General features: G+C 59.3%; 19 protein-coding genes and 1 pseudogene. 9 read left to right on the forward strand and 11 right to left on the reverse strand.

What is annotated here, in order from left to right; all coding sequences use genetic code 11:
* Positions 1 to 8 precede the first annotated feature (8 nt).
* Both arsB and M6D32_RS07840 read left to right on the forward strand, forming a co-directional pair.
* Complete coding sequence (gene arsB, locus M6D32_RS07835; protein WP_298255015.1) at positions 9 to 1,058, forward strand: ACR3 family arsenite efflux transporter; 1,050 nt, start codon at positions 9 to 11, stop codon at positions 1,056 to 1,058.
* Positions 1,055 to 1,423, forward strand: coding sequence for an ArsC/Spx/MgsR family protein (locus tag M6D32_RS07840; RefSeq protein ID WP_298255017.1), 369 nt, complete (start codon positions 1,055 to 1,057; stop codon positions 1,421 to 1,423). Before arsB ends, M6D32_RS07840 begins: the two co-directional genes overlap by 4 nt.
* Here M6D32_RS07840 and M6D32_RS07845 read toward each other — a convergent pair.
* The gene (locus M6D32_RS07845) at positions 1,398 to 1,760 is read right to left on the reverse strand and encodes a hypothetical protein (protein WP_298255019.1); all 363 of its coding nucleotides are present in this window, start codon (positions 1,758 to 1,760) and stop codon (positions 1,398 to 1,400) included. The two genes, M6D32_RS07840 and M6D32_RS07845, sit on opposite strands and share 26 nt — an antisense overlap.
* Positions 1,761 to 1,858: 98 nt before the next feature.
* On the opposite strand from M6D32_RS07845, the gene M6D32_RS07850 reads away from it, so the two are divergent.
* Positions 1,859 to 2,326, forward strand: coding sequence for a MarR family transcriptional regulator (locus M6D32_RS07850; protein WP_298255021.1), 468 nt, complete (start codon positions 1,859 to 1,861; stop codon positions 2,324 to 2,326).
* 399 nt (positions 2,327 to 2,725) lie between these two features.
* Here the strand turns inward: M6D32_RS07850 and M6D32_RS07855 are convergent, their stop codons facing one another.
* The 5 genes from M6D32_RS07855 to M6D32_RS07875 form a co-directional block, all read right to left on the reverse strand.
* Positions 2,726 to 5,911, reverse strand: coding sequence for a CusA/CzcA family heavy metal efflux RND transporter (locus M6D32_RS07855; RefSeq protein WP_298255023.1), 3,186 nt, complete (start codon positions 5,909 to 5,911; stop codon positions 2,726 to 2,728).
* Entirely contained in the window at positions 5,908 to 7,353 is a 1,446-nt protein-coding gene (locus M6D32_RS07860) for an efflux RND transporter periplasmic adaptor subunit (RefSeq protein ID WP_298255025.1), read from the reverse strand. The genes M6D32_RS07855 and M6D32_RS07860 overlap by 4 nt, the downstream gene beginning before the upstream one ends.
* Positions 7,350 to 7,757, reverse strand: a complete 408-nt coding sequence (locus tag M6D32_RS07865; RefSeq protein ID WP_298255027.1) for a FixH family protein — start codon at positions 7,755 to 7,757, stop codon at positions 7,350 to 7,352. Before M6D32_RS07865 ends, M6D32_RS07860 begins: the two co-directional genes overlap by 4 nt.
* A gap of 102 nt (positions 7,758 to 7,859) precedes the next feature.
* Complete coding sequence (locus tag M6D32_RS07870; protein WP_298255029.1) at positions 7,860 to 8,120, reverse strand: hypothetical protein; 261 nt, start codon at positions 8,118 to 8,120, stop codon at positions 7,860 to 7,862.
* A 1,227-nt stretch (positions 8,121 to 9,347) separates the two neighbouring features.
* A complete protein-coding gene (locus tag M6D32_RS07875) occupies positions 9,348 to 9,485 on the reverse strand; it encodes a hypothetical protein (protein ID WP_298255031.1) in 138 nt (45 codons plus the stop codon).
* Between the two features lie 483 nt (positions 9,486 to 9,968).
* Between M6D32_RS07875 and M6D32_RS07880 the strand changes: the two genes are divergently transcribed.
* Positions 9,969 to 10,103: a hypothetical protein gene (locus M6D32_RS07880; RefSeq protein WP_298255033.1), complete on the forward strand. Its 135-nt coding sequence runs from the start codon at positions 9,969 to 9,971 to the stop codon at positions 10,101 to 10,103.
* Between the two features lie 4 nt (positions 10,104 to 10,107).
* Here M6D32_RS07880 and M6D32_RS07885 read toward each other — a convergent pair whose 3' ends face one another.
* The 3 genes from M6D32_RS07885 to M6D32_RS07895 all read right to left on the reverse strand — a co-directional run bounded on the left by M6D32_RS07885 (position 10,108) and on the right by M6D32_RS07895 (position 11,892).
* The gene (locus tag M6D32_RS07885) at positions 10,108 to 10,395 is read right to left on the reverse strand and encodes a hypothetical protein (RefSeq protein WP_298255035.1); all 288 of its coding nucleotides are present in this window, start codon (positions 10,393 to 10,395) and stop codon (positions 10,108 to 10,110) included.
* Between the two features lie 1,033 nt (positions 10,396 to 11,428).
* Entirely contained in the window at positions 11,429 to 11,677 is a 249-nt protein-coding gene (locus M6D32_RS07890; protein WP_298255037.1) for a hypothetical protein, read from the reverse strand.
* Positions 11,678 to 11,685: 8 nt separating this feature from the next.
* Positions 11,686 to 11,892 carry a hypothetical protein gene (locus M6D32_RS07895; protein WP_298255038.1) on the reverse strand — a complete coding sequence of 69 codons (207 nt, stop codon included), beginning with the start codon at positions 11,890 to 11,892 and terminating at the stop codon, positions 11,686 to 11,688.
* Positions 11,893 to 12,849: 957 nt separating this feature from the next.
* On the opposite strand from M6D32_RS07895, the gene M6D32_RS07900 reads away from it, so the two are divergent.
* From M6D32_RS07900 to M6D32_RS07910, 3 genes are all read left to right on the forward strand, one after another.
* Positions 12,850 to 13,236 (forward strand): DUF1488 domain-containing protein, encoded by a 387-nt coding sequence (locus tag M6D32_RS07900; RefSeq protein WP_298255040.1) that lies wholly within the window; start codon positions 12,850 to 12,852, stop codon positions 13,234 to 13,236.
* 633 nt (positions 13,237 to 13,869) lie between these two features.
* Positions 13,870 to 14,400, forward strand: a complete 531-nt coding sequence (gene msrA / locus M6D32_RS07905; protein WP_298255041.1) for a peptide-methionine (S)-S-oxide reductase MsrA — start codon at positions 13,870 to 13,872, stop codon at positions 14,398 to 14,400.
* Positions 14,397 to 16,055: an acetolactate synthase large subunit gene (locus tag M6D32_RS07910; RefSeq protein WP_298255043.1), complete on the forward strand. Its 1,659-nt coding sequence runs from the start codon at positions 14,397 to 14,399 to the stop codon at positions 16,053 to 16,055. Before msrA ends, M6D32_RS07910 begins: the two co-directional genes overlap by 4 nt.
* 256 nt (positions 16,056 to 16,311) lie before the next feature.
* On the opposite strand, the gene M6D32_RS07915 is transcribed toward M6D32_RS07910, so the two are convergent.
* Positions 16,312 to 16,995 carry a Crp/Fnr family transcriptional regulator gene (locus M6D32_RS07915; RefSeq protein WP_298255045.1) on the reverse strand — a complete coding sequence of 228 codons (684 nt, stop codon included), beginning with the start codon at positions 16,993 to 16,995 and terminating at the stop codon, positions 16,312 to 16,314.
* A 465-nt stretch (positions 16,996 to 17,460) separates the two neighbouring features.
* On the opposite strand from M6D32_RS07915, the gene M6D32_RS07920 reads away from it, so the two are divergent.
* Together M6D32_RS07920 and M6D32_RS07925 are read left to right on the forward strand one after the other, a co-directional pair.
* Positions 17,461 to 18,579, forward strand: a complete 1,119-nt coding sequence (locus M6D32_RS07920) for an HWE histidine kinase domain-containing protein (RefSeq protein ID WP_298255046.1) — start codon at positions 17,461 to 17,463, stop codon at positions 18,577 to 18,579.
* Between the two features lie 306 nt (positions 18,580 to 18,885).
* Entirely contained in the window at positions 18,886 to 19,089 is a 204-nt protein-coding gene (locus M6D32_RS07925) for a hypothetical protein (protein ID WP_298255048.1), read from the forward strand.
* A 335-nt stretch (positions 19,090 to 19,424) separates the two neighbouring features.
* On the opposite strand, the pseudogene tkt reads toward M6D32_RS07925, so the two are convergent.
* Positions 19,425 to 21,472 (reverse strand): annotated as a pseudogene (gene tkt, locus M6D32_RS07930) (transketolase).
* Between the last annotated feature and the right edge of the window lie 10 nt (positions 21,473 to 21,482).

Genomic DNA, 21,482 nt, shown 5'->3' on the forward strand with positions numbered 1-21,482 from the left:
GGTCGACCATGAGCATCTTCGAGAGATATCTGACCCTGTGGGTCGCGCTTTGCATCGTCGCCGGCGTCGCGCTCGGTCACGTCATGCCGGGCGTATTCGGCACGATCGCGGCCGCCGAAATTGCGAAGGTCAACTTGCCCGTGGCGGTGCTGATCTGGGCGATGATCGTGCCGATGCTGCTGAAGATCGACTTCACCTCGCTCGGCAAGGTACGGGAGCACTGGCGAGGCGTCGGAGTCACGCTCTTCATCAACTGGGCAGTCAAGCCCTTCTCGATGGCACTCCTCGGCTCGTTCTTCGTCGGCCACGTCTTCGCGCCGTTCCTGCCGTCCTCCCAGATCCCGTCCTACGTCGCAGGCCTTATCCTGCTGGCGGCGGCGCCGTGCACTGCCATGGTCTTCGTTTGGTCGAACCTCTGCGAAGGCGAACCCCATTACACGCTCAGCCAGGTCGCGCTGAACGACGTCATCATGGTGTTCCTGTTCGCGCCTCTGGTTGGCTTGCTGCTCGGCGTCGCCTCGATCACCGTGCCTTGGGGGACGCTGCTGCTGTCGGTGCTGCTCTATATCGTGGTCCCGGTCGTGGTGGCGCAGGTCTGGCGGGCCTCGCTGCTTCGCGCCGGTGCGTTCGATCGCACGCTGCGCGTGCTGCAGCCGGTCTCCCTCGTCGCGCTGCTGGCGACCCTCGTTCTGCTGTTCGGCTTCCAGGGCGAGCAGATCGTCCGGCAGCCGGTCGTGATCGCGATCCTTGCCGTCCCGATACTGATTCAGGTCTACCTCAACGCCGGTCTCGCCTACTGGCTCAGCCGCCGGTTCGGCGTCGGCTGGTGCGTCGCTGCCCCGGCGGCCTTGATCGGCGCCAGCAATTTTTTCGAGCTCGCGGTCGCGGCCGCCATCAGCCTGTTCGGTCTCGATTCCGGAGCGGCGCTGGCGACCGTCGTCGGCGTGCTCGTCGAAGTTCCGGTAATGTTGTCGGTCGTCCGGATCGTGAAGGCGACGAGAGGTTGGTACGAAGCCGGCGCGGACAGCCGGAGCCCGGCGATGGAGGCACGACGATGACGGTCACGATCTACCACAACCCCGACTCGCGCAACACGCTGGCCATGATCCGGCAGTCCGGACAGGAGCCGACCGTTATCGAGTACCTCAAGACGCCGCCGACGCGAGACACCCTGAAGAGTCGGACTGCGAAGATGGGCATTACGATCCGGGCCCTGCTGCGCGAGAAGGGTACGCCCTATGCCGAACTCGGTCTCGCCGATCCGTCGCTGTCCGACGACGCACCGCTCGACGCCATGATGGCCCATCCGATGCGCCCGCTCGAAGCAAGGCCCGACCGCGATGCGGCGCCGGCGATGTCAGCGCCAATATGCGACATAGCCTCTGAGACTCGTGCCGCTAGTTCCTCAATAGAGGAACACTGAAAAGAAGCAAGACGGCAATGTCAACTCCGACATTGAACCACACGCCAAACCAAGCGGAGGCCGCCGCTTCGACGGCGAGCCAAGCTGCGAGCCCGGTGAGTAGCGCTCGCTTCAGTTGCGCATCGTCTCGCTGAAACGCAATGCGGCCCGTCAAAAGGAGGGTCACGCCCCAGCCAACCATGATGGAGCCGTACAAAGCACTCTCCCATGGCAGCAGCACATCGCGCGGCATGAGCGCGGCAAATACGCTCAGCCCCCAGAAAACGAAGAGCAGGCCAAACAGGATCAAGATGATCGCGACGGCCCCAAACCACGCAGCGTTTCCTCGACCAATCATGTGATTATGCCGGCTATGAGCCAGAAGGCAACATTCATAGGCGTTACTCGACCCGGTAGCCTTCCCCGCTGGGAATAATGTAAGTATACTTACAAGCGATGGATCGCGTCAAATTAAAGCTGGGCAAAGAGACGGAGACGATAGCCGGCTTCTTGCTATGGCAGGTGTCAAAGTTGTGGCAGCGCCAACTCACGCTGGCGCTGCGGGACCTGAACTTGCCGAGCACGCAAGCAGTAATCCTTGCGAACGTATTACGCCTCAGTGAAGAAGGCTTGCCTGTTACGCAGGCGCTGCTATCGAGAGCGACTAAGGTCGACCGTATGACTACCTCTCAGACGGTGCGGGCATTGGAGCGTAAGCGGCTAGTCTCCCGCCGAAACTCGAACGAGGATTTGCGCACAAGCGAGGTCCAGCTCACCCCGCGCGGTCGCAAGAAAGCCTTTGCAGCCATCGCTCGCTTGGCGGCAGCCCACCAATTGTTCTTCAGGCCGCTCAGACGTGAAAAGCGTCAAATTGTGTCCTACTTGCAAAGGCTAATTCGGGCCAATGAGATAGCTGAATCGTAGGCCTACCGCGAAATTCGTTGCTGCCGCTTTGGCTCCAAAGCTGAACTGACGACTTGTAACTTGGATTTCCGCTTTGTCTTCGCCACCCGACTTCCGAACGCACGTGGCCCATTTCTATTGTGTCAGAAGGGGACTCACGCGCCGCATCCGGCTTCAACGATCTGCTTGGCGCGTTGGCGGCCGGGCGACATAGCCGTCGGCAAGTAAGCTCCTAAAATGCCGATGCGGCGTGCTGTCTTGTCATGGCCGCTCACTCCCCGGGGGCCCGCGCGGCCTCACTCAAGTCATCTCGTGCGTCCTTTATGATTGAGAAGGACGACTGCAGAAACAGAGCGGCAATGACGATCGCTACGACCAGGCTGCCCTTTCAATCGTCCGCAGCATTTCTGGCCATACACTTCATTCGGCAGACTCCGGGATTCGCAAGTTCGTCACGATCGTCTTCGTCTTCATCGGCGCGTCTGTCTTGTCCACAGGAGGCAACCCAAAGCCTTTTACCAGCCCGAAGATTGCCGGAATCACGATCAGCGTCAGAAGCGCCGACGAGACCATTCCGCCGATCATCGGCACAGCGATCCGCTGCATGATTTCCGAGCCGGCGCCCGTGCTCCACATGATCGGCAATAGAGCGGCCATGATGGCAACGACGGTCATCATCTTTGGCCGCACACGCTCCACCGCGCCTTCCATGATGGCGTCGTAGATGTCAGAGCGGGTCAAGGTCCGACCCTCCTCCTCTCGCTTCGCTCTGATCTTGGCCAACGCGTGATTGAGATAGATCAGCATCACGACGCCGGTTTCGGCGGCGACGCCGGCCAGCGCGATGAAGCCAACCGCGACCGCGACCGAAAGGTTGAAGCCGAGCCACCACATCAGCCATAGCCCGCCAACCAGCGCGAACGGCAGCGACAGCATCACAATCAGAGTTTCGGTGACGGTGCGGAAGTTGAGATACAGCAGCAGGAAGATGATCAGCAGCGTCGCCGGCACGACCATCTTCAGCCGCGCCGCGGCCCGTTCCAGATATTCGTACTGTCCACTCCAGACCACGTAGTAGCCGGGCGGGAACTGGATGCTGGCCTGGACCGCGCGCTGTGCGTCAGCGACGTAGCCACCGAGATCGCGATCGCGGATATCGACATAGATATATCCCGCAAGCTGCCCGTTTTCCGTCCGGATTGAGGTCGGCCCGCGCGTCAGTTGGACCGTCGCAACTTCTCCGAGCGGGACGGCCCCTCCCGCCGGCATGGGCACAAGGATGTCGCTTGCGATCTTCTTGGGATTGTCCCTGAGGTCACGGGGATAGCGCATATTGACCGTGAAGCGCTGGCGGCCTTCGACCGTCGTCGTGACTGTCTGTCCTCCGAGGGCAGTTGCAATCGTGTCCTGCACGTCCTGGACCATGATGCCGTAGCGCGCGAGCGCCAATCGGTCCGGGGTGATTTCGAGATAGTAGCCTCCGATGGCGCGCTCGGCGTAGGCGGACGAAGTCCCCGGCACCGCGCGCAGCACCTGTTCGATCTGCTTGCCGAGCCTGTCGATCTCGGCGAGATCGGTGCCGATCACCTTGACGCCCACGGGCGTCCGGATGCCGGTCGACAGCATATCGATGCGGGCCTTGATCGGCATCGTCCAGGCATTAGAGACGCCGGGGAATTGCAGCGCCTTGTCCATCTCGGCGGTCAGGCTGTCGATGGTGACGCCGGGCCGCCACTGCTCCTTCGGCTTGAGGTTGATGACCGTCTCGGACATCTCCATGGGCGCCGGATCGTTTGCCGTCTGGGCGCGCCCGGCCTTGCCAAAGACCGATGCGACTTCCGGAAACGACTTGATGATCCGGTCCTGCGTCTGCAGCAGTTCGGCCGCCTTCGTGACCGATATGCCCGGCAGGGTCGTCGGCATATAGAGCAGCGTGCCCTCGTTCAGGTTCGGCATGAATTCGGTGCCAAGCTGCTTTGCGGGCCAGATCGTCACGGCAAGCGCGGCCATCGCGAGCAAGACCACCAGCGTTTTGGCGCGCAACACGGCTCTGATCATCGGCCGGTAGATCCAGATCAGCAACCGATTGATCGGATTCCTGTGCTCGGGAATGATCCTGCCACGAACGAAGATCACCATCAGCGCAGGCACCAGCGTTACCGACAACAACGCGGCTGCGGCCATCGAGAAGGTTTTTGTAAAGGTGAGCGGACCGAACAGCCTCCCCTCCTGCGATTCCAGGGTGAAGATCGGCATGAACGAGACGGTGATGATCAGCAGGCTGAAGAACAGCGCCGGCCCGACCTCCGAGGCCGCGTCGATCAGGATCGCAATTCGCGATCGGCCAGGTTCGGCGCGCTCCATATGCTTGTGCGCGTTCTCGATCATGACGATCGCAGCGTCCACCATGGCGCCGATCGCAATCGCGATGCCGCCGAGGCTCATGATCTTGGAGCCGATACCGAACAGTTTCATCGCACCGAACGCCATCAGCGCGCCCACCGGCAGCATCAGGATAGCGACCATCGCGCTGCGGACGTGCAGCAGGAATATGATGCAGACCAAAGCAACCACGAGGCTTTCCTCGACCAAGGTGTGCTTGAGCGTATCGATGGCGGCATAGATCAGGTTCGACCGGTCATAAACCGGCACGATTTCGACCGACTTAGGCAGGCTAGTCGCGATCTCCTTGAATCGCTTCTTGACGTTGTTGATGACATCAAGCGCGTTCATTCCGAAGCGCTGCAACACGATGCCGCTGGCGACTTCTCCTTCGCCATTGAGCTCGGTGATGCCGCGCCGCTCGTCCGGACCGAGCTCGACGCGCGCCACGTCTTTCAGCAGAACCGGCGTGCCGCCATCGTTCTTCAGCACGATGTTGCCGAGATCATTGATGCTCTTGATGTAACCCTTGCCGCGGATGACGTACTCGAACTCCGACAGCTCGACGGTGCGGCCGCCAACATCGGCGTTGCTGGCGCGGATCGCATCGCGCATCTTCTGCATGGTGATCCCGAGATCGCGCATCCGCTGCGGGTCGAGGATCACGTTGTATTGCTTGACGAACCCGCCGACGCTGGCGACCTCTGCAACCCCTTCGGCCTTGGCGAGCGCGAATTTCAGATTCCAGTCCTGAATGGTCCTTGTGTCGGCGAGGTTCAGCTCCTTCGACATCACCGCATACTGGTAGACCCATCCAACGCCGGTCGCGTCGGGGCCGATCGTCGGGGTCACGCCGGCCGGCAACCGAGAACTCGCGGCATTGAGGAATTCGAGGACGCGCGAGCGCGCCCAATAGATGTCGGTCCCGTCCTCGAAGATCACATAGACGAACGAGACGCCGAAAAACGAGAAGCCGCGTACTACCTTTGATTTCGGGACAGTGAGCATTGCCGTGGTCAGAGGATACGTGACCTGATCCTCGATCACCTGAGGTGCCTGGCCCGGATACTCCGTGTAGATGATGACCTGGGTGTCGGAGAGATCGGGAATGGCATCAAGCGGCAGGTGAACCAGCGCGTAGACGCCGGCTGCCGCCGCGAAGCCGGTGCCAAACAGCACCAGCAGCAGGTTGCGGGCCGACCAGGCGATGACGCGAGCGATCATGGGCGTGCCTCCGTGCCGCCGACCGGTTCATTCGCTTGCGGACCGTTCGCCTCGGCAAACCCCTTCAATGCCGCCTTCAGATTGCTTTCGGCGTCGATCAGGAAATTCGCCGAAGTCACGACGGCTTCGCCTTCGGAAAGGCCTTGCGTGATCTCGACATAGCCGCCGCCACCGCGGCCGACCTTGACCTCGTGCGGCTCGAAGCGGCCTTCGCCCTTGTCGACCAGGACGACCTGACGCATGCCGCTGTCGAGCACGGCGCTTTCGGGCACAGCCAACACTGGATCCGGCGTTCCGGTCTCAATCTCAGCATCCACGTACATCTCCGGCCGCAGCACCTCATCAGGGTTGGGCACCTCAATCCGGATGCGTGCGGTCCGAGTCTGGGCGTTCAAATGCGGATAAATCAGAGAAACCTTCCCGGTGAACATGCGGCCGGGCAGCGGGCGCGGCCTGATGGTCACTTTCGCGCCGATGGTGACCTGGGCGAGATCGCGCTCGGCGACGTCGAGGAGGACCCAGACGAGTTGGTGATCGGCGATCCTGAACAGAACATCGCCCGGTGCGGCCCGCATCCCGTTCACCGCGTTGCGCTCCAGGATTTCACCATCCTGCGGCGCGAGCCAAGGAATCGAGAGCGAGATATCGCGCGTCCGTTCGAGTTCCCTGATGGCTGGCTCCGGTGTGGCGAGATTTTCCAATCTCCTGCGCGCACCCTTCAGCTCCTTTCCGGTGGCGCCTGCGTTGAGTGCGGAAAGATATTCGGCCGCAGCACTGGAAAGTGCAGGACTGTAGACGTTCATCAGAGGCTGGCCCTTGTGGACGTGATCGCCGGTCGTGACGTTGGCGACGCTTTCGACGAACCCCTCGAAACGCAGGGCGACCACCGAGACGCGCCGTTCGTCCAACTGGACGGTCCCTGGCGCCCGGATCACCGACCTGATGGCTCGCCGCACGACTGGCTCGGATTTCGCGCCGGTGCGCTGAATCTTTCCCGGTGAGAGCTTCACTGACCCGTCGTCACTGTCTTCGCCCTCGTAGACCGGGATGTAGTCCATCCCCATCGAGTCCTTCTTTGGCACCGGCGAGGTGTCCGGCAGGCCCATGGGATTGCGGTAGTATTTGATTCTGCGTTCGGTCTTCGCCGCTGCACTCTTGTTTTCGGTTGGTGGTTCTTCGGGTTCGTCGAAACTCACATCGGCCCTCGCCGGCACGGCGCGCCAGTCGCGGCCATCCGGCGTCTTCTTCGGTGTAAGCGAGTAGAACGGTTTTCCGTCCGCGTCCTGATAGTAAACCGTCGCGCCGGCTTCAGCGGCTACCGCGAACGAAATCGCTGAAGGACTAAACGAAGTCCTGGCTCGCGGAAGCGCGCCCGCGATAAAGGCGGCTCCCGCCGCTGCGCAAACCGCAGCGACGGTGCCAATGATGACGGCGCGTTTCATTTCTGCGCCGTGATAACGAATTTGTTTTCGACGGTACCGATCTCACCCTGCACCTTGGCGCCGAGCGACAACTGCCACCGGCCGGCCATGCTGAAGGTGGCCTTGAACCGATAAGTGCCCGGCTCCGTCCCCGGCATGAGCGTAACCTTCGTTACCATCTCCTGCATGCCCTCAGGCGCCATGTCGAGACGGGAAGCGAAAATGACGGCATCCGGCACCGGCTTGCCCGTCTTCTTGTTGACCAGCCGGACGGTGATGATCTTGTCGGCGCCAGCCTGGACGGTTGGCTCAACGAGTTGGAATTCGTAGTCCTTGATGTCGGCGCGCGCGGGCTTTGGCGCGCCCCCGATCGAAAGGCCGATGAGTGCGGCGGCGAACGCGCCCGCAGCAGTGGTAGTCTTCATGATGTCTGTTCCTCGAAACGTCTGATGGACCGCCGAAGCGGCATGCAATGACGCGCCCGGCATCAACGGCCGTGCGTCAACGATCCGGCGTTGAGGCGCCGGTCAGACGATGGTTCGAGGTGGTTGGTCCGGAGGATGTTCGCCGAGTCCGTCGATCAGCAAGTCGTCCGGCAAGGCGAAGACGCTGCGGTAGAAATAGCGATCTACCATCCCGCCGGAGGCGTCACGGTCCGGCAGTGTGATCGTCAGCATGCAGAGCGCAACCAGGGGACAGGATCCGCAGTCCTTCGCCTTCTGATCCTGCTGATTGGGGCAGCACGGCATGTCCTCCGACATCGACTGCATGTCATCGGTAACCGTCATAGACTGCGGCGCAGCCATCGCTGGCACCGATAAGGGCGCGACAACAATCCCCGCCGCCACCGAGAGGGTGATTAGCCAGCTAAAGATCTTTCGCGGATCCATGAGCCCTTTTCGCACGCCAGGAGGAACCGAGCAAATCATCGGTCAATCACGATTGCGCCAGATTCGTATGCGCGGCCACCATATGACGGTGGGCATGCGTTGGCAGGCGATCAACAGAGTGCGTACCGCCTACCGGTCGAGACATCAGGGGCCCCGTTCGGGCAGCCAGCCTTGCCGGCGTCCCCTTGGCGAGCTGCTGCAGGAGCCCGTGGAATTTCGCGCGATCGTCGAGACGGTTGGACGCCTGTGACTAGGCCCGGGATGCCAATCTTCAATCGCCTCGAAATCGGTCGAGTTTAACGGCCGAATCGGCTCGTCCGGTGGTACACAGCGGTGGTCACAAAATGCGGCCGGGCTTTTAAGGAATCCTTGTTTTTCCGCGGAATTTGCGTATTCGAGGCGAGGGGGATGGGAGTCCCACTCTCTCTACCAGGCCAAACTACTCGTGCGTATCCGATGTTCGAATCGACAGCAAAACCAACGAGCACGCTATTGCCGCCAGTTCTGTGATGTTGTTCGGGTAGGCTGCTGGCTATCTTCGCGGAAGAAGCCGAGGAGGATGGCGAAGCTTCTTCTCACCTTCGACTCTCGATGCCTTACAAGAGGCGCTGCTAAAGCTTCAGCCAGCCCGATAAACGAAAACTAACTTTTTAAAAAAGTGCCCGTCGCTCTGGCGGGTATTTTTTTGACCATTGTTTCATGGTGCAGTTGCTGAGCTTGATTGCTGATGATGATCGAAGGGCGCGCAATTGAAAGCCTGCTTTTGCCAATTCATCGAATGGGGCAGCAGTGCTGGCTTGAAGAGCATCGCCGCCAGTCACATGTCACAACGATCGGGGATCGTTGACCCGAGACTGGCAACGCACCTAACGGCCTCATTGAAGGTCGCCTGCGTCCAAATAAGAGCGAGCACGGGCTGCGTTCGACCACCGCTCGACACAGTACCTCTACGCAAATGCAACGGCACGAGCCGTCGAGGGTCAACACCTTGGCGGCTTTTGCATGTGATCATGCGCACGAGAAAAACGGCCCCGCGCGGGCGGCGTGCCGAGGCCGCTTGTGTCGGAACCCCGGCTGGGGCACCTCGGGGTCGGTCAGCCGAAGGTTCTTGCACTCAGATATGAGTTAGACCGCCTTAACTTTCTTGGCCTTTTGCAGGCGCTTATTCTCAGCCTGAGAATTGCGGACAGCTTCGGCCAGCATCTCGCGCAGCTCGGCCTTGGTCTTTGCAGGTTCGCGCTTGGGAGGTTGCCATTGTGTCATGGACTATATGTGGGGATGCCGAAGGGCGAATTAAACCCCATCCGTCGCCGGGGCTAAACGCGTTATTTGTCGTCGGACTTCGTTGCGTCCCTAGCAAAGCGCTCAGCCTTCAATCGTTCGTAATTTTTTCCGGAAGGCTTCCTGCGCCTTTTCGTATTCCGTTGCGATTGGTTTAGCGGCGCGCTGAGAAGTCCGTCCTGCGTCTCGTTGCGGAAAAGCCCTAATAATTTTGTCTCGCATAGATCACCTCCAAAAATTAGTGGCCAGTGAGATGACGGTAGCGCGGCAATGGTGCGCCTCAAGAAAACCTGCGGATTAAGCTTGCTGATTAGGTTTAATGTCGGGCGGAGACCGTCTTTGTCTGATCGGACTTACGAGCCGCCAGGCGTACCGAGTTTCGAAACTGACCAAGCAGCGCTTTTTAAATTGCCCTCTTCCGGAATCGGAATAGCCTGCTGAACGCAGTTTTCTGAGGGCGGCGCGATGAACTCCACCCTTAAAATTCAGACGTCAGAGCCAACCCTGATCGAAAAGATCAAGGTCGAGCTCAAAAAGCGTGCTGCGGCAAAGGCCAAGCGGATGTGGCTGAGAAAGCCCAAAACGCTGGCAAGGCGTTGAGGGGCTAGTGGATCAGCTGATCGTTGTCGACGGTCTCTTTGAAAAGCGTCCTCAGCAACCGCCATAGCTCGCGGTGCCCAGCAGTTTGGCCGCCTTGCTTGAGGTAATCTGCAATATCCATCGTCCCCGTTTGGATCTCAAGCGCGCCCTCAACAGTCACATCTAAATGTGCCACTTCGCGCTCGACATATAAATTCTTCGCGTCGGTATCGAAAACTAGCGTGCAACAATCCAGATGGGTGACCTCAGGGCCTTTTACCTGACGATGCAGTTCTCGTCTTAAGAGAGCCATTTGATGCTCCTGTCAGAAGTGCTGACTTAATCACCATCAATCATACCAATCCCGGCGATCATGCGGCAGGGAATTGGCTGCCTGCTGACCACGGGCTCTCAGCGTTCGCAGTTCCAGGAAGAGCGCTTCACTCCCTACCTCGGCGATCTCATATTGAATGATACTATCGGCCTCACTGACATGGCGGACCATGGCACCGGACCAGAAATTGTAACAGACTTGGTCATCAAAGACCCTTTTCGCAAATCAAAAGGGGCCACCTCGCGGCGACCCCTATGGCCGGTTAAATTTGTGCGTGATAAAATCCCTCCTCCGGCAAGATCAACCTAGAGTTTTTTCCACAGGAGGCGGTAGCCGGACAAATACCGTCCATAGCGCTGTCCTCATCTGCTTCCCGCTGTCAAAAGAAACGGCCCCGGCGGACTAGACCGGGGCCGTGTGCCTGCTGAATGGGGCATAGGGGACGCAGGCCTCTCAGCCTAACCACCCGCGAGCGATTAAATACTAAAATCTTGGACAGCCTCAGTGTCCTACTACGACGGGTTGCCGGTTTGAATTTTTAAATTTCGCCTGGAACTCGCTTTCTTATATCGGGAGGCGGACATTAGGTTCATCACAGCCCGGTACGTGGCTTTTGTCTGTGATGAGAACGCCGGTAGCGCTCCCGCCTTCCTCCGGAATGGAAAGGAGCACGCCATGCAGTTACGGCGTCATTTCAAACAAGCTCTTTCCCTCAATGATCGGCTCAAAATCTTCTCCGACCAATTGAAGGCACAGGCCTCCAGACTTCAACCAGGTCCGGAGCAAGACGCCTTACTGTAGAGGCGCGTATCGCGGACACCGCATCCCATATTGACCAGTGGGTTAACTCGTGCGACCTACAGCCACCAAAATAGAATGCTGCTGTTTGCGCTCATGGGAATGATCGGACTGGCGGCAGCGATGAAACTGCCATCGCCATGATTTCATTTCGACCTGAACCACAGACTTTGCCGCCAACCGGTGGAGTGAGGCAGCCTCAGTGGGCGGCCTTTCACGTTAGAGGCAACTCAATCTTGTTCTTAGCTTCTTCCTCAGCCAATCGTCTAAGCAGATCGTCGCGCCGGTTCCGTTGTTTGATCAGTGCAAGCTCAGACTCCGCAATCTGCTGTCGATATCCCTCAATCTTTTGTTCGAGAGTGAAACGCACAATCTCGGGATCCAAGGGGGTCGTCAGCAGCGCAAGCACAGACGGACCACTTTCCCCCAGGGGTGCTTCGTTTGAGTGCCTTTCAATCGGCATGACGGGCCTCAAATTTTAGGCGCTAAATCAGCCCGATCAAAAACTGCCGTTTTCTCAATCTTGCCGGGGCCAACGGGCGCGTCTTCGGTGGCGCGTCGTAACGCCTCAGTCTCGGCATCTAACCCATCAACGGTTTCATTCGCCTGACTACCGGTGTCGTGGGGTCTTGAAGGGACTTTTTTGCCACCTTCGGGGACGTCATCGCTCTCTGCCATTTAGGTCTCCTTCAGTAGACCAATCCATTCGCTCCCATTGCGTTCCAAAAGCGCCTTTCTCGCGTGGTCCCGGATGTTCTTTGAGCGCATTGAGCTGGCGCACTACAACGCGTGTCTCGCGACTTCTGCTGGTCGATCAACGTGAACTAGCAGGGGGCCTGTGGCAATGGCGGGATTGCTGACCCGGTGCAACATCGAGCGGCTTGTGCAGTTTGGCGAGACCAACGGTGCCTGGCGGTGTCGCGCTATCCGCAACGCGCGTGTCCACATCGTGCAACGTCGTGGCAATCAATCGAACCAATGCGCCGACAATGCGCTCCATAACTTCCGACATGTTTAATATACCTATTTGCGGACGGTATTTATGCGCCAGTTTGCTATCATTTTGGGAAAGCGGGGAAGCTTTTCCCAATCACCCGACAACACCTTTCATTTCTAAAAACATCTGTTTGACGTCGGACAATGGAAGCGACTGTTTCGCGGTTGAAACGGTATGGAACCTTGCCTTGAAAGCCCGATTGGTTTGTGGGTCGCCGTGTCCGCCGATGCCGCGACTTGCACGGTCGGTCGGCCACAACATTTCCCCCAGCCAGGCCGGCCGCGCCCGGCGAAGGGCGGGACTGAACCATTCTACTGCAGGCATGTATTCTAGCGATGAGCGAGAAGCCCAAATTTCACTCGAAAATGATCAAGGATGGTCGTTGGACCGTCGCCGTAAGTACTGGATATGGCCCCGTCTCGCATGTCGGGAATTTCGCGACCGAGGAAGAAGCTAACCGCTGGATTACGACCGACTCAAAAAGCTGGCCCCAACCAGCGGACAAACCCCCAACGCCCTAGGGGATTCAATCAGCCTGCTGACTCAGTATTTAAGATTTCGAGTGCCGACGCCGTCGGTGTACGGATTTACGTTAGGCCAAGAACGTCTTCAGCGTCAGTCGTCGCGCCGCACGCAGGGTGGCCGCGCTGGTTGATCTTCTGGAACGGGGGCCGCAGCAGATTGTTGCTTCCGCAGCGCGTCTGCTTCAGCCGACGGGCGCCTTAGTCCCGATTGAAGTTGTTCGGCAAAACGAGCTCGCCCAGGTGATTGATTTTCCAAACCACAGCCGTTCCTATGATCCGACGCGGCGCGTTGTCCGGTTTTGGGGGCACGATAGCGCGATCGAGGCGTCATTTTTTATCAGCCAAGATGCGCTCACGCGGATCCAACCCGGCATCCAGTTGGATGAGCCGAGTTTGCTGAACGCATTTGACGCGAACCGTGAGAAAATATGCGCTGCGGCCGCCAGGGTTTACGTTCGCGGAGGCCGGGGCTGGTACGATCTCGGTCCCGCGAACTTTTAAATGCTAATACGACTTAAATCCACCGGGCAGAGGCCTTCTTCAAGGGCGACAACCCGCAATTTGTCGCCGTCAGTTTCACCTTCGGTGGCATTTGAGAATGCGGGAGGTCATTTTCGCCTTGGTAGCGGAAGTTGAAGGTTTGTCCGATGAGTTGTCAATATGAGCAGTCCGCTTCCAGCACGAATCTCATCGTTGAAACCAGCGGGCTGGAAATCAATAGGCGAAATTTTCGTGATCTGTACTCCGGTTCTCGTAGGCAAAGCGAGACAACATGACTCCGATGCGGCGTGGTCGGCGAGAATGCGACGCGACTTGTGACAGGCGCGCGGCAATAGCTACCCAAGATGGCTGAGCTACTGGCGGACGCGGCAATCGAGATCAAATAGTCGGTCCTCGGCTGCCTCACAGCCCTGGACTTCGGTCCGGACGACTCCAAGCTTGGTCACGGCGCTTGGGAGCGACGTATCCTGCGCTCGGTCGAAGGTCGCAAGTACCCCGGAACGTGATGAGCGTCACGCCGGTCGTTGCATGACCGTATTGGCAAAACGGACGTTCGTGGCTATTTGCGCTTCTGTAGATCATATCTTCATCGAGGCTCGAACGACGCCCACGGCGAACCGAAGGAGGACAGGCATGACAGTATCGGCGGAACGAGCAATCCTTGCCGGCGGCTGCTTCTGGGGTGTGCAGGACCTATTGCGCCGGTATCCCGGCGTGATTTCAACGAGGGTAGGCTACTCCGGCGGCGAGGTGCCGAACGCGACTTACCGCAACCACGGCAGCCATGCGGAGGCCGTCGAGATCACCTTCGATCCGCAGATCATCAGCTATCGAAAGCTGCTGGAGCTCTTTTTCCAAATCCACGATCCCTCGACGTTGAACCGCCAGGGTAACGACCGCGGAGCGAGCTACCGATCAGCCATCTTCTATACCAACGACGATCAGAAGCGGATCGCGGAGGACACCCTCGCCGATGTCGATGCTTCCGGCCTTTGGCCGGGTAAGGCCGTCACCCAGATAGCGCCCGCCGGACCGTTCTGGGAGGCCGAGCCTGAGCATCAGGATTATCTCGAGAAATATCCGGACGGTTACACCTGTCACTTCATTCGGCCGAACTGGACGCTGCCGCACCGGGCGGGGGCGAGCGGAGTTCCAGCAGCGTGACAAAAGGCTCCGATCTGCTGGTGGCCGCCCTGGAGAACGAGGGTGTTGCATATATCTTCGCCATTCCGGGTGAGGAGAATCTCGATGTGCTGGATTCGCTGCGGCGCTCGAAAATCAAGCTCGTGCTGACGCGACACGAGCAGGCTGCCGGCTTCATGGCGGCCACCTACGGGCGTCTCACCGGACGCGCGGGCGTCTGCCTGACGACGCTGGGTCCCGGTGCACTCAATCTGACAACGACCGCAGCCTACGCACATTTGGGCGCGATGCCGATGGTTATGATCACCGGACAGAAGGCGATCCGGAGCAGCCGGCAGGCGCGCTTTCAGATCGTCGACATCGTCGCAACCATGCGACCGCTCACCAAGATGGCGACGCAGATCGTCTCCGCGCAGAGTATTCCGACTCTGGTTCGCGACGCCTTTCGAGTCGCGCAGCAGGAGCGGCCGGGCCCCGTGCATCTTGAACTCCCCGAGGATATCGCGGCCGATGAAGCCGTTGCGGATATCATTCCCCCGCATGTCGTCGAGCTTCCGGTTGCGCCGGCGGTGGCCATCGAGCGCGCCGCAGCCATGATCAGAGGCGCCAGCAGGCCACTCGTCATGCTGGGCGCCGCGGCAAGCCGTCCGCGGCTCGCCGGGCCGCTGTCGGCGTTCGTGCGGCGATGCAAAATTCCATTTTTCAATACCCAGATGGGGAAGGGCGTCGTCAATGCGGGCTCCAATCTCTATATGGGCACCGCCGCGCTGTCGGAGCGAGATTGGGTTCACGAGGCCATCGACCAGGCGGACTTAATCATTTCGATCGGCCATGACACCGTGGAAAAACCCCCTTTCCTGATGGGCCCCAATGGACCGCAGGTTATCCATGTCGGCGCCACGGCGGCGACGGTTGAGCAAGTATACTTCCCGCAGACGGAGATTGTCGGAGACGTTGGCGCCAGCCTTGCTGCTCTGGCCGATCGCCTGGAAGGCAAACTTCCCAATGCCTCGGCACTGCTGGGTCTGCGGGAGGGGATTCTTGCCCATCTCGCCGAGCGTTCGACGGAGGATCGATTTCCGATGACGCCTCAGCGCATCGTGCACGACGTCCGCGAGGTCATCCCGTCGGATGGCATCGTTGCCCTCGACAACGGCATGTACAAGATCTGGTTCGCCCGCAACTATCGTACCAGCGTCGCAAATACGCTGCTGCTCGACAACGCGCTGGCAACCATGGGTGCCGGCCTTCCTTCGGCGATCGCGGCGTCGCTGATCCATCCGGACAAACGCGTGCTCGCCGTCTGCGGCGACGGCGGCTTCATGATGAATTCGCAGGAGCTTGAGACCGCCGTCCGGCTTAAGCTCAACCTCGTTGTGCTGGTGCTGGAGGATCGCGCCTACGGGATGATCCGATGGAAGCAGGAAGTCGACGGGTTTTCCGACTTCGGCCTCGACTTCGGTAATCCTGATTTCGTCGCCTATGCGAAGTCATACGGCGCCAAGGGCTCCCGCGTTGGCGAGGTCTCGCAGCTCTCGACGACGCTGGAAGCTGCTTTCAGGGCAGGCGGCGTGCATCTCGTTGTAGCGCCCGTCGACTACAGCGAGAACATACGCGTGCTTGTCAACGAGTTGCACTCGGTAGCCCGGGCTGTGCGAAAACCCTCTTACAGATGACGTCTAGGGAACTTCGTGTTTTGACGAAAAGCGGCCGTTGAATTCGGGACGACCGCCTGAATGAAGGCTAGTTGTACGAGGCTGACCTGACCAATGACATCGCATCTCGGTCTAATCTCTGCTGGCTTACAGAAGCACACTTCCTGACTGTTACGTTATCGATCTTAAGATCGGCTGTAGTTTTGACGCTTTGACCCACAGCGGACATTTCTTCGGGTAAGTCGCTGCTCAGGCGCTTTCAATGAGTGACCATCAATTAGGTTGGTTTTTCGTCTCTTTCCAGCTGAGGTTTTTCATATAAGACCGCGTTCAACAGAGAGCGGTGCACCTCGATTTTTCCGTTGTAGCTAATCAATCCCAGCTTACGAAATTTATTCAGGAAAAAGCTCACCCGAGGGCGGGTCGTTCCAATCATCTCCGCCAAAGTTGCTTGACTGATCGAAGCATCGATTGGCGTTGGCTTTCCATTCTTTCCGAAATTGGCCAGCAGAAGTAAAAGGCGAGCGAGCCGTTTCTCGCTCGAATTGAATAGCTGGTCGATCAAATCTTCTTCCGTGCGATTGCTCCGGGTCACTAAGTACGTCACGAAAAGTTCTGAAAACTTTGGTTCCTTGCGGAGCGTCGCCAGCATCGCCTTCCGCGTTATTGAGGTGATAAGGCTCTCCTCCATTGCCTTCGCCGTTCCAACGCGGACTGCCTGACCATTCAGACATCCCTCGCCAAAAAACTGCGCAGCGTTCAATATGCCAACGACCGCTTCTTTGCCCTGCTCGGAAACAACGGTCACCTTGACCGCACCCGATTGGATGTAAAAAATCTTATCAGCCTCTTCGCCTTGGGCGTAGATGATCCGGCCTTTACGGTACTTTGATATCGTTTTGCCGGTCCCGACTTTGGCTAGAAAAACTTGAGGATTGAAGTGTTGCTTTGGTGACTTCACAAGCCCCTCCTTTGGACCAGCGATGCCTAAATATTAAAAATGGTGTGTTGTGGTCAATATTGACCAACAAGCCAATTTCTAAGGTGAGAAAATCACCCGGTCAGTAGCCGGTGTCCGGCAGCGTGTTGTGCACCCGCCTGATCGAAAAGGGGGTGCGTCAGATGCCCCGGTCTCATGCATTGCCCACCGGTCCGCCGCTTAGCGTTATAGAGCGCCCGCGCTGTCCGCACTGCCAGATCCGCACGATCCTGAGCCGCATTGCGCCCGGTCCGGCGGGTTACGAACTTCACGCTTTCGAGTGCCCCAAGTGTGATCGTGTCCATCGAACCGTGGTGGTCAGCGACCCCATGAGGGGCGACGCAAGAGGGTGGCTTCGCGGCGAGCTTAAATCCCCGGACTAGATTTTGGCAATCTCATGGAAGGTTAAAAATGTCGTCTCAAGACGCGGATCGGAGGAGCAGCAGAATGTCGGATTTTGAGCCTGCGTCACGGTCCCCTAACGGCCATCTCTTCAGAACGAGCACTGTTCCTTCCGACGCGCCCTTCCAGCGCAAACCGGTGAGAACTTCCATCAAAGTGTTCGCGAAGGCAGCCCGTGCCGCCCTTGGTCTGCATGACAAGGAGCCGGCCTTCGAGGTGCCCGCGCGGCTATTCGAACAACTGCCGTTTGCCATTTATGTTTGCGACCGGAACGGGCTCGTTCTGCGATACAATCGCCGCGCCGCCGAACTATGGGGCCGGTCGCCTAAGCCAAGCGATCCTAACGAAAGGTTCTGCGGATCGTATCAAATGTTCCGCCCCGACGGCAGTCTGCTCCCGCACGATCAATGCCCCATGGCCGATGTGCTGCGTACGGGTATTTCCGTGCGCGAACAGGAAGTACACATCGAGCGACCGGACGGCGTGCGCGGCATTGCGCTCGTCGACATCGAAGCAATCAAGGATATCGACGGAAACATCGTCGGCGCGGTCAACTGCTTTCAGGATATAACGGAGCGCAAACGCAGCGAGGCGCAAATCGTCAACCTGGCGCACGAGGCTGAGCATCGAACAAAGAACATCTTGTCCACCGTGCTGGCGACGGTGCGTCTTTCTCGTGCCGATACGTCTGATGATCTCAAGCAGTTGATCGAAGGCCGCATTAATGCCCTCGCAATGGTCCATGGGCTGTTCGTGCAATCGCGCTGGGCGGGAGCCGAGCTTCGCGGTCTGGTCACGCAGGAGCTCTCGCCTTACTGCGGCGAGAGTGAGGGGCGCGTGCGAATTGACGGCCCACCCATCATGCTGGAGCCGGCTACGGCCCAGACAGTTGCAATCTGCTTGCATGAACTCGCCACCAATGCGGCAAAATACGGATCGCTGTCGGCTGCGCGTGGTCGCGTTGAAATCGCATGGTCGCGTACGGCAGACGGACGGCTCAGTTTGCGCTGGATCGAAGCGGGCGGGCCGACCGTCACGCCGCCCACGCGCCGCGGGTTCGGCACGCGCGTCATGGAAAACATAATTTGCCAACTCAAGGGTGAGGTGCATTTTGATTGGCACCACCACGGGCTCGCGTGCGAGATCGCCGTGCCGCTTGCATAGACTTGCCATCGCCTGTGAGGCAAAGCTGTTTGAGTTAACTGGCAATGAAAGCCCCGGCGAGCGCCGGCAATCCGAGCATTGCTGGACTCGAAAGCAGGGGGTGCCGACCTCTTTGATGTCTGGTTATGGCACAAAGCCGAAGCGGCGGCGCAATCGCCACATGCCCGCTGTCGAGGCACAAGCGGACATGTCGCGCGACCGGACCAGCGGAGGGGGTGGTCAAATCTCTAGCGAGCTCGAGTCCCGACAACCGGCCACACTGTCCGTCACAGGTTTTTTCAGCTCAGCGGAAATTTTGGCCGCGAGTTGGCCCACTTTTTTGCGGCATCCAATTTGAGTCCAAATAAACCCTCGCTTTGTCGGTGCTTAGGAGATGGTTCGGCCGAAGAAGCATCCGCCACTATCGGCAGCCGGGTATTTATTTTCAATCCGCTGACGGCGACCTTTAAAAATTTCGCGAACGTCGGGCCTTTCGATGACTTCCTCAAGCGTGTGGGCTTGCCGGAATGAAGTCACCCGTCGGTTGTCAGTCACTCTAACCGCTCGCGTAGCTAGGCTCTCGGAAGAGCGCCACGGGGCCGCGTCCGCTTGTAGTGCCCGAGGAGCTATGGTTCGCCCGCGCCGACGAGGTGATCGAGGAATGTTGCGACAACCGGGCTTTGGCACTTAACCGACATGACGAGCGGTGCTGACGATGTCGGTTCGTAGGGGTAAAGCGACATCACGACGCCATGCCGTTACTTCCGCTTACGACCCTAAGGGCATGCGGTAAATAATGATTGTTGAATTCGAGGTTCTCGGTTGTCGAGCTGTTCCTGTTGATGCCTCGGTAACTGGCCGATTAGTCAGGGGGCGGCGATTTCTGCGAGCGTCTCATGGGCTGCACGCACGACCGCGTCGGCATTGATGTCAAATTTCTTATAAACGTCGGCGATTTTGCCGGAGGCACCGAAGCTGTGCATGCCAACGAAGCGGCCTTCGAGGCCTATATAGCGCTCCCAGCCCAGTTCGACTGCGGCTTCAACCGCGACGCGCGCACGGCTCCGGCCGAGAACCGCCTTCTTGTAGGCGGGGTCCTGCTGCTCGAAGAGCAGGCGGCAAGGCATGGAGACGACCGCAGTCGGGATGCCTTGCTTCTGGAGGGCGTCCCGCGCCTGGACCGCGAGATGCAGTTCCGAGCCAGTGCTCAGGATGGTGAGCTTGCGCTCGCCGCCCTCGGCCTCCAATAGGATATAGCCGCCCTTGGCCGACTTGTTGTCGTCCCCGGATTCGCGACGGAGCAGCGGCATCGGCTGGCGGGAGAGGGCAATGAGGGCTGCCTGGCGCGGCGCTTCCAAAATCAATTCCCAGCACTCGGCGGTCTCGACCGGATCGCCCGGGCGATAGACCGCGAGGTGCGGGATTGCCCGCAGGCCAGCGAGCTGCTCGACTGGCTGATGGGTGGGACCATCTTCGCCAAGGCCGATTGAATCATGCGTCATGACGAAAATCGTCCGGATTTGCATGAGGGCCGCGAGGCGGATGGATGGGCGGCAGTAATCCGAGAAGCACAGAAAGGTGCCTCCATAGGGGATCAAGCCGCCGTGCAGCGCGATGCCGTTCATGGCAGCGCCCATGCTGTGCTCGCGCACGCCGTAATGCATGTAAGTGCCTTTGTATTCGCCAGGCCTAATCTCGATCATGCCCTTTGCCTTTGTGTTGTTCGAGCCGTTAGATCGGCCGAACCTCCCAGCAGTTCCGGTATGGCCGCGGCGAGATGATCGAGGACCGCGCCGCCGGCGGTACGGGTTGCCAATTCCTTGCCGCTTGCAATGAACTCGGAGCGGGCCGCGGCGATGGCTTTCTGCCAGCCGGCGGGCAATTTGCCGTCGTTGCGGCGTTCGAACTCGGAGCGCAGTTCAGCAGGAGCCGCCTTGACACGGTCTGCCCAGGCCATGCGAGCAGTTCGCCCCTTGGTACCGATCTCGCGCCACTCCCGCAGTAGCGGCTCGGGGATTACGAATGGGGGCGAATCCCAACCGAGGATCTTGCGCGCACCTGCGATTTCCTCTTCGCCGGGTGCGTCGCTATGAGCCTTCTCGGTGCCGGCCTTGGTCGGGAAGCCGAAGCCGATGATGGTCCTGCAGGCGATCATGGACGGCTTGTCTGTCACAGCGCGAGCGGCGGTGATTGCGTCGCGGATCGCGTCGGTGTCGTGACCGTCGATCTCCTGGACGTGCCAGCCGGACGCTCGAAAGCGCTCAATCTCGGTGTCAGAGACTGAAAGTCGGGTCGGCCCGTCGATCGTGATCGAGTTGTTGTCCCAAAAGGCGATGAGATGGCCGAGCTTATAGTGGCCCGCCATGGAGATCGCTTCCTCGCTGATACCCTCCATCAGACAGCCATCGCCCATAAAGACGTAGGTCCAATGCTTGCAGAGGTCATCACCGAATTCGGCGTTCATAATGCGCTCGGCAAGGGCAAAGCCCACCGCGTTCGCGACGCCTTGGCCGAGCGGACCAGTCGTCGTCTCGATACCGTCGGCGTGCTTGTATTCTGGATGGCCGGCGGTCTTGCTGCCGATTTGGCGGAACCGCTTCAACTGGTCCAAGGTCATATCCTTGAAGCCGGTCAGATAAAGCAGGCTGTAGAGCAGCATCGAGGCGTGGCCGTTCGATAGCACGAAGCGATCTCGGTCAAACCAATGCGGATCAGCCGCATCGAACTGCATGAAATCCTTGAACAGAATGGTGGCGATGTCGGCCATCCCCATGGGCGCGCCGGGATGACCGCTTTTGGCCTGCTGGACGGCGTCCATCGAAAGAAACCGAATGCAGTCGGCCATATCCCGCAGGTGCTGGTCGAGGGGCTTGGGAACCGTCTTCACGGCTGAAGTCGGCGTGTGGTCCGCCATGACGAGATTC

It is taken from the genome of Bradyrhizobium sp. (genome assembly GCF_027307225.1).
GTDB lineage: Bacteria > Pseudomonadota > Alphaproteobacteria > Rhizobiales > Xanthobacteraceae > Bradyrhizobium.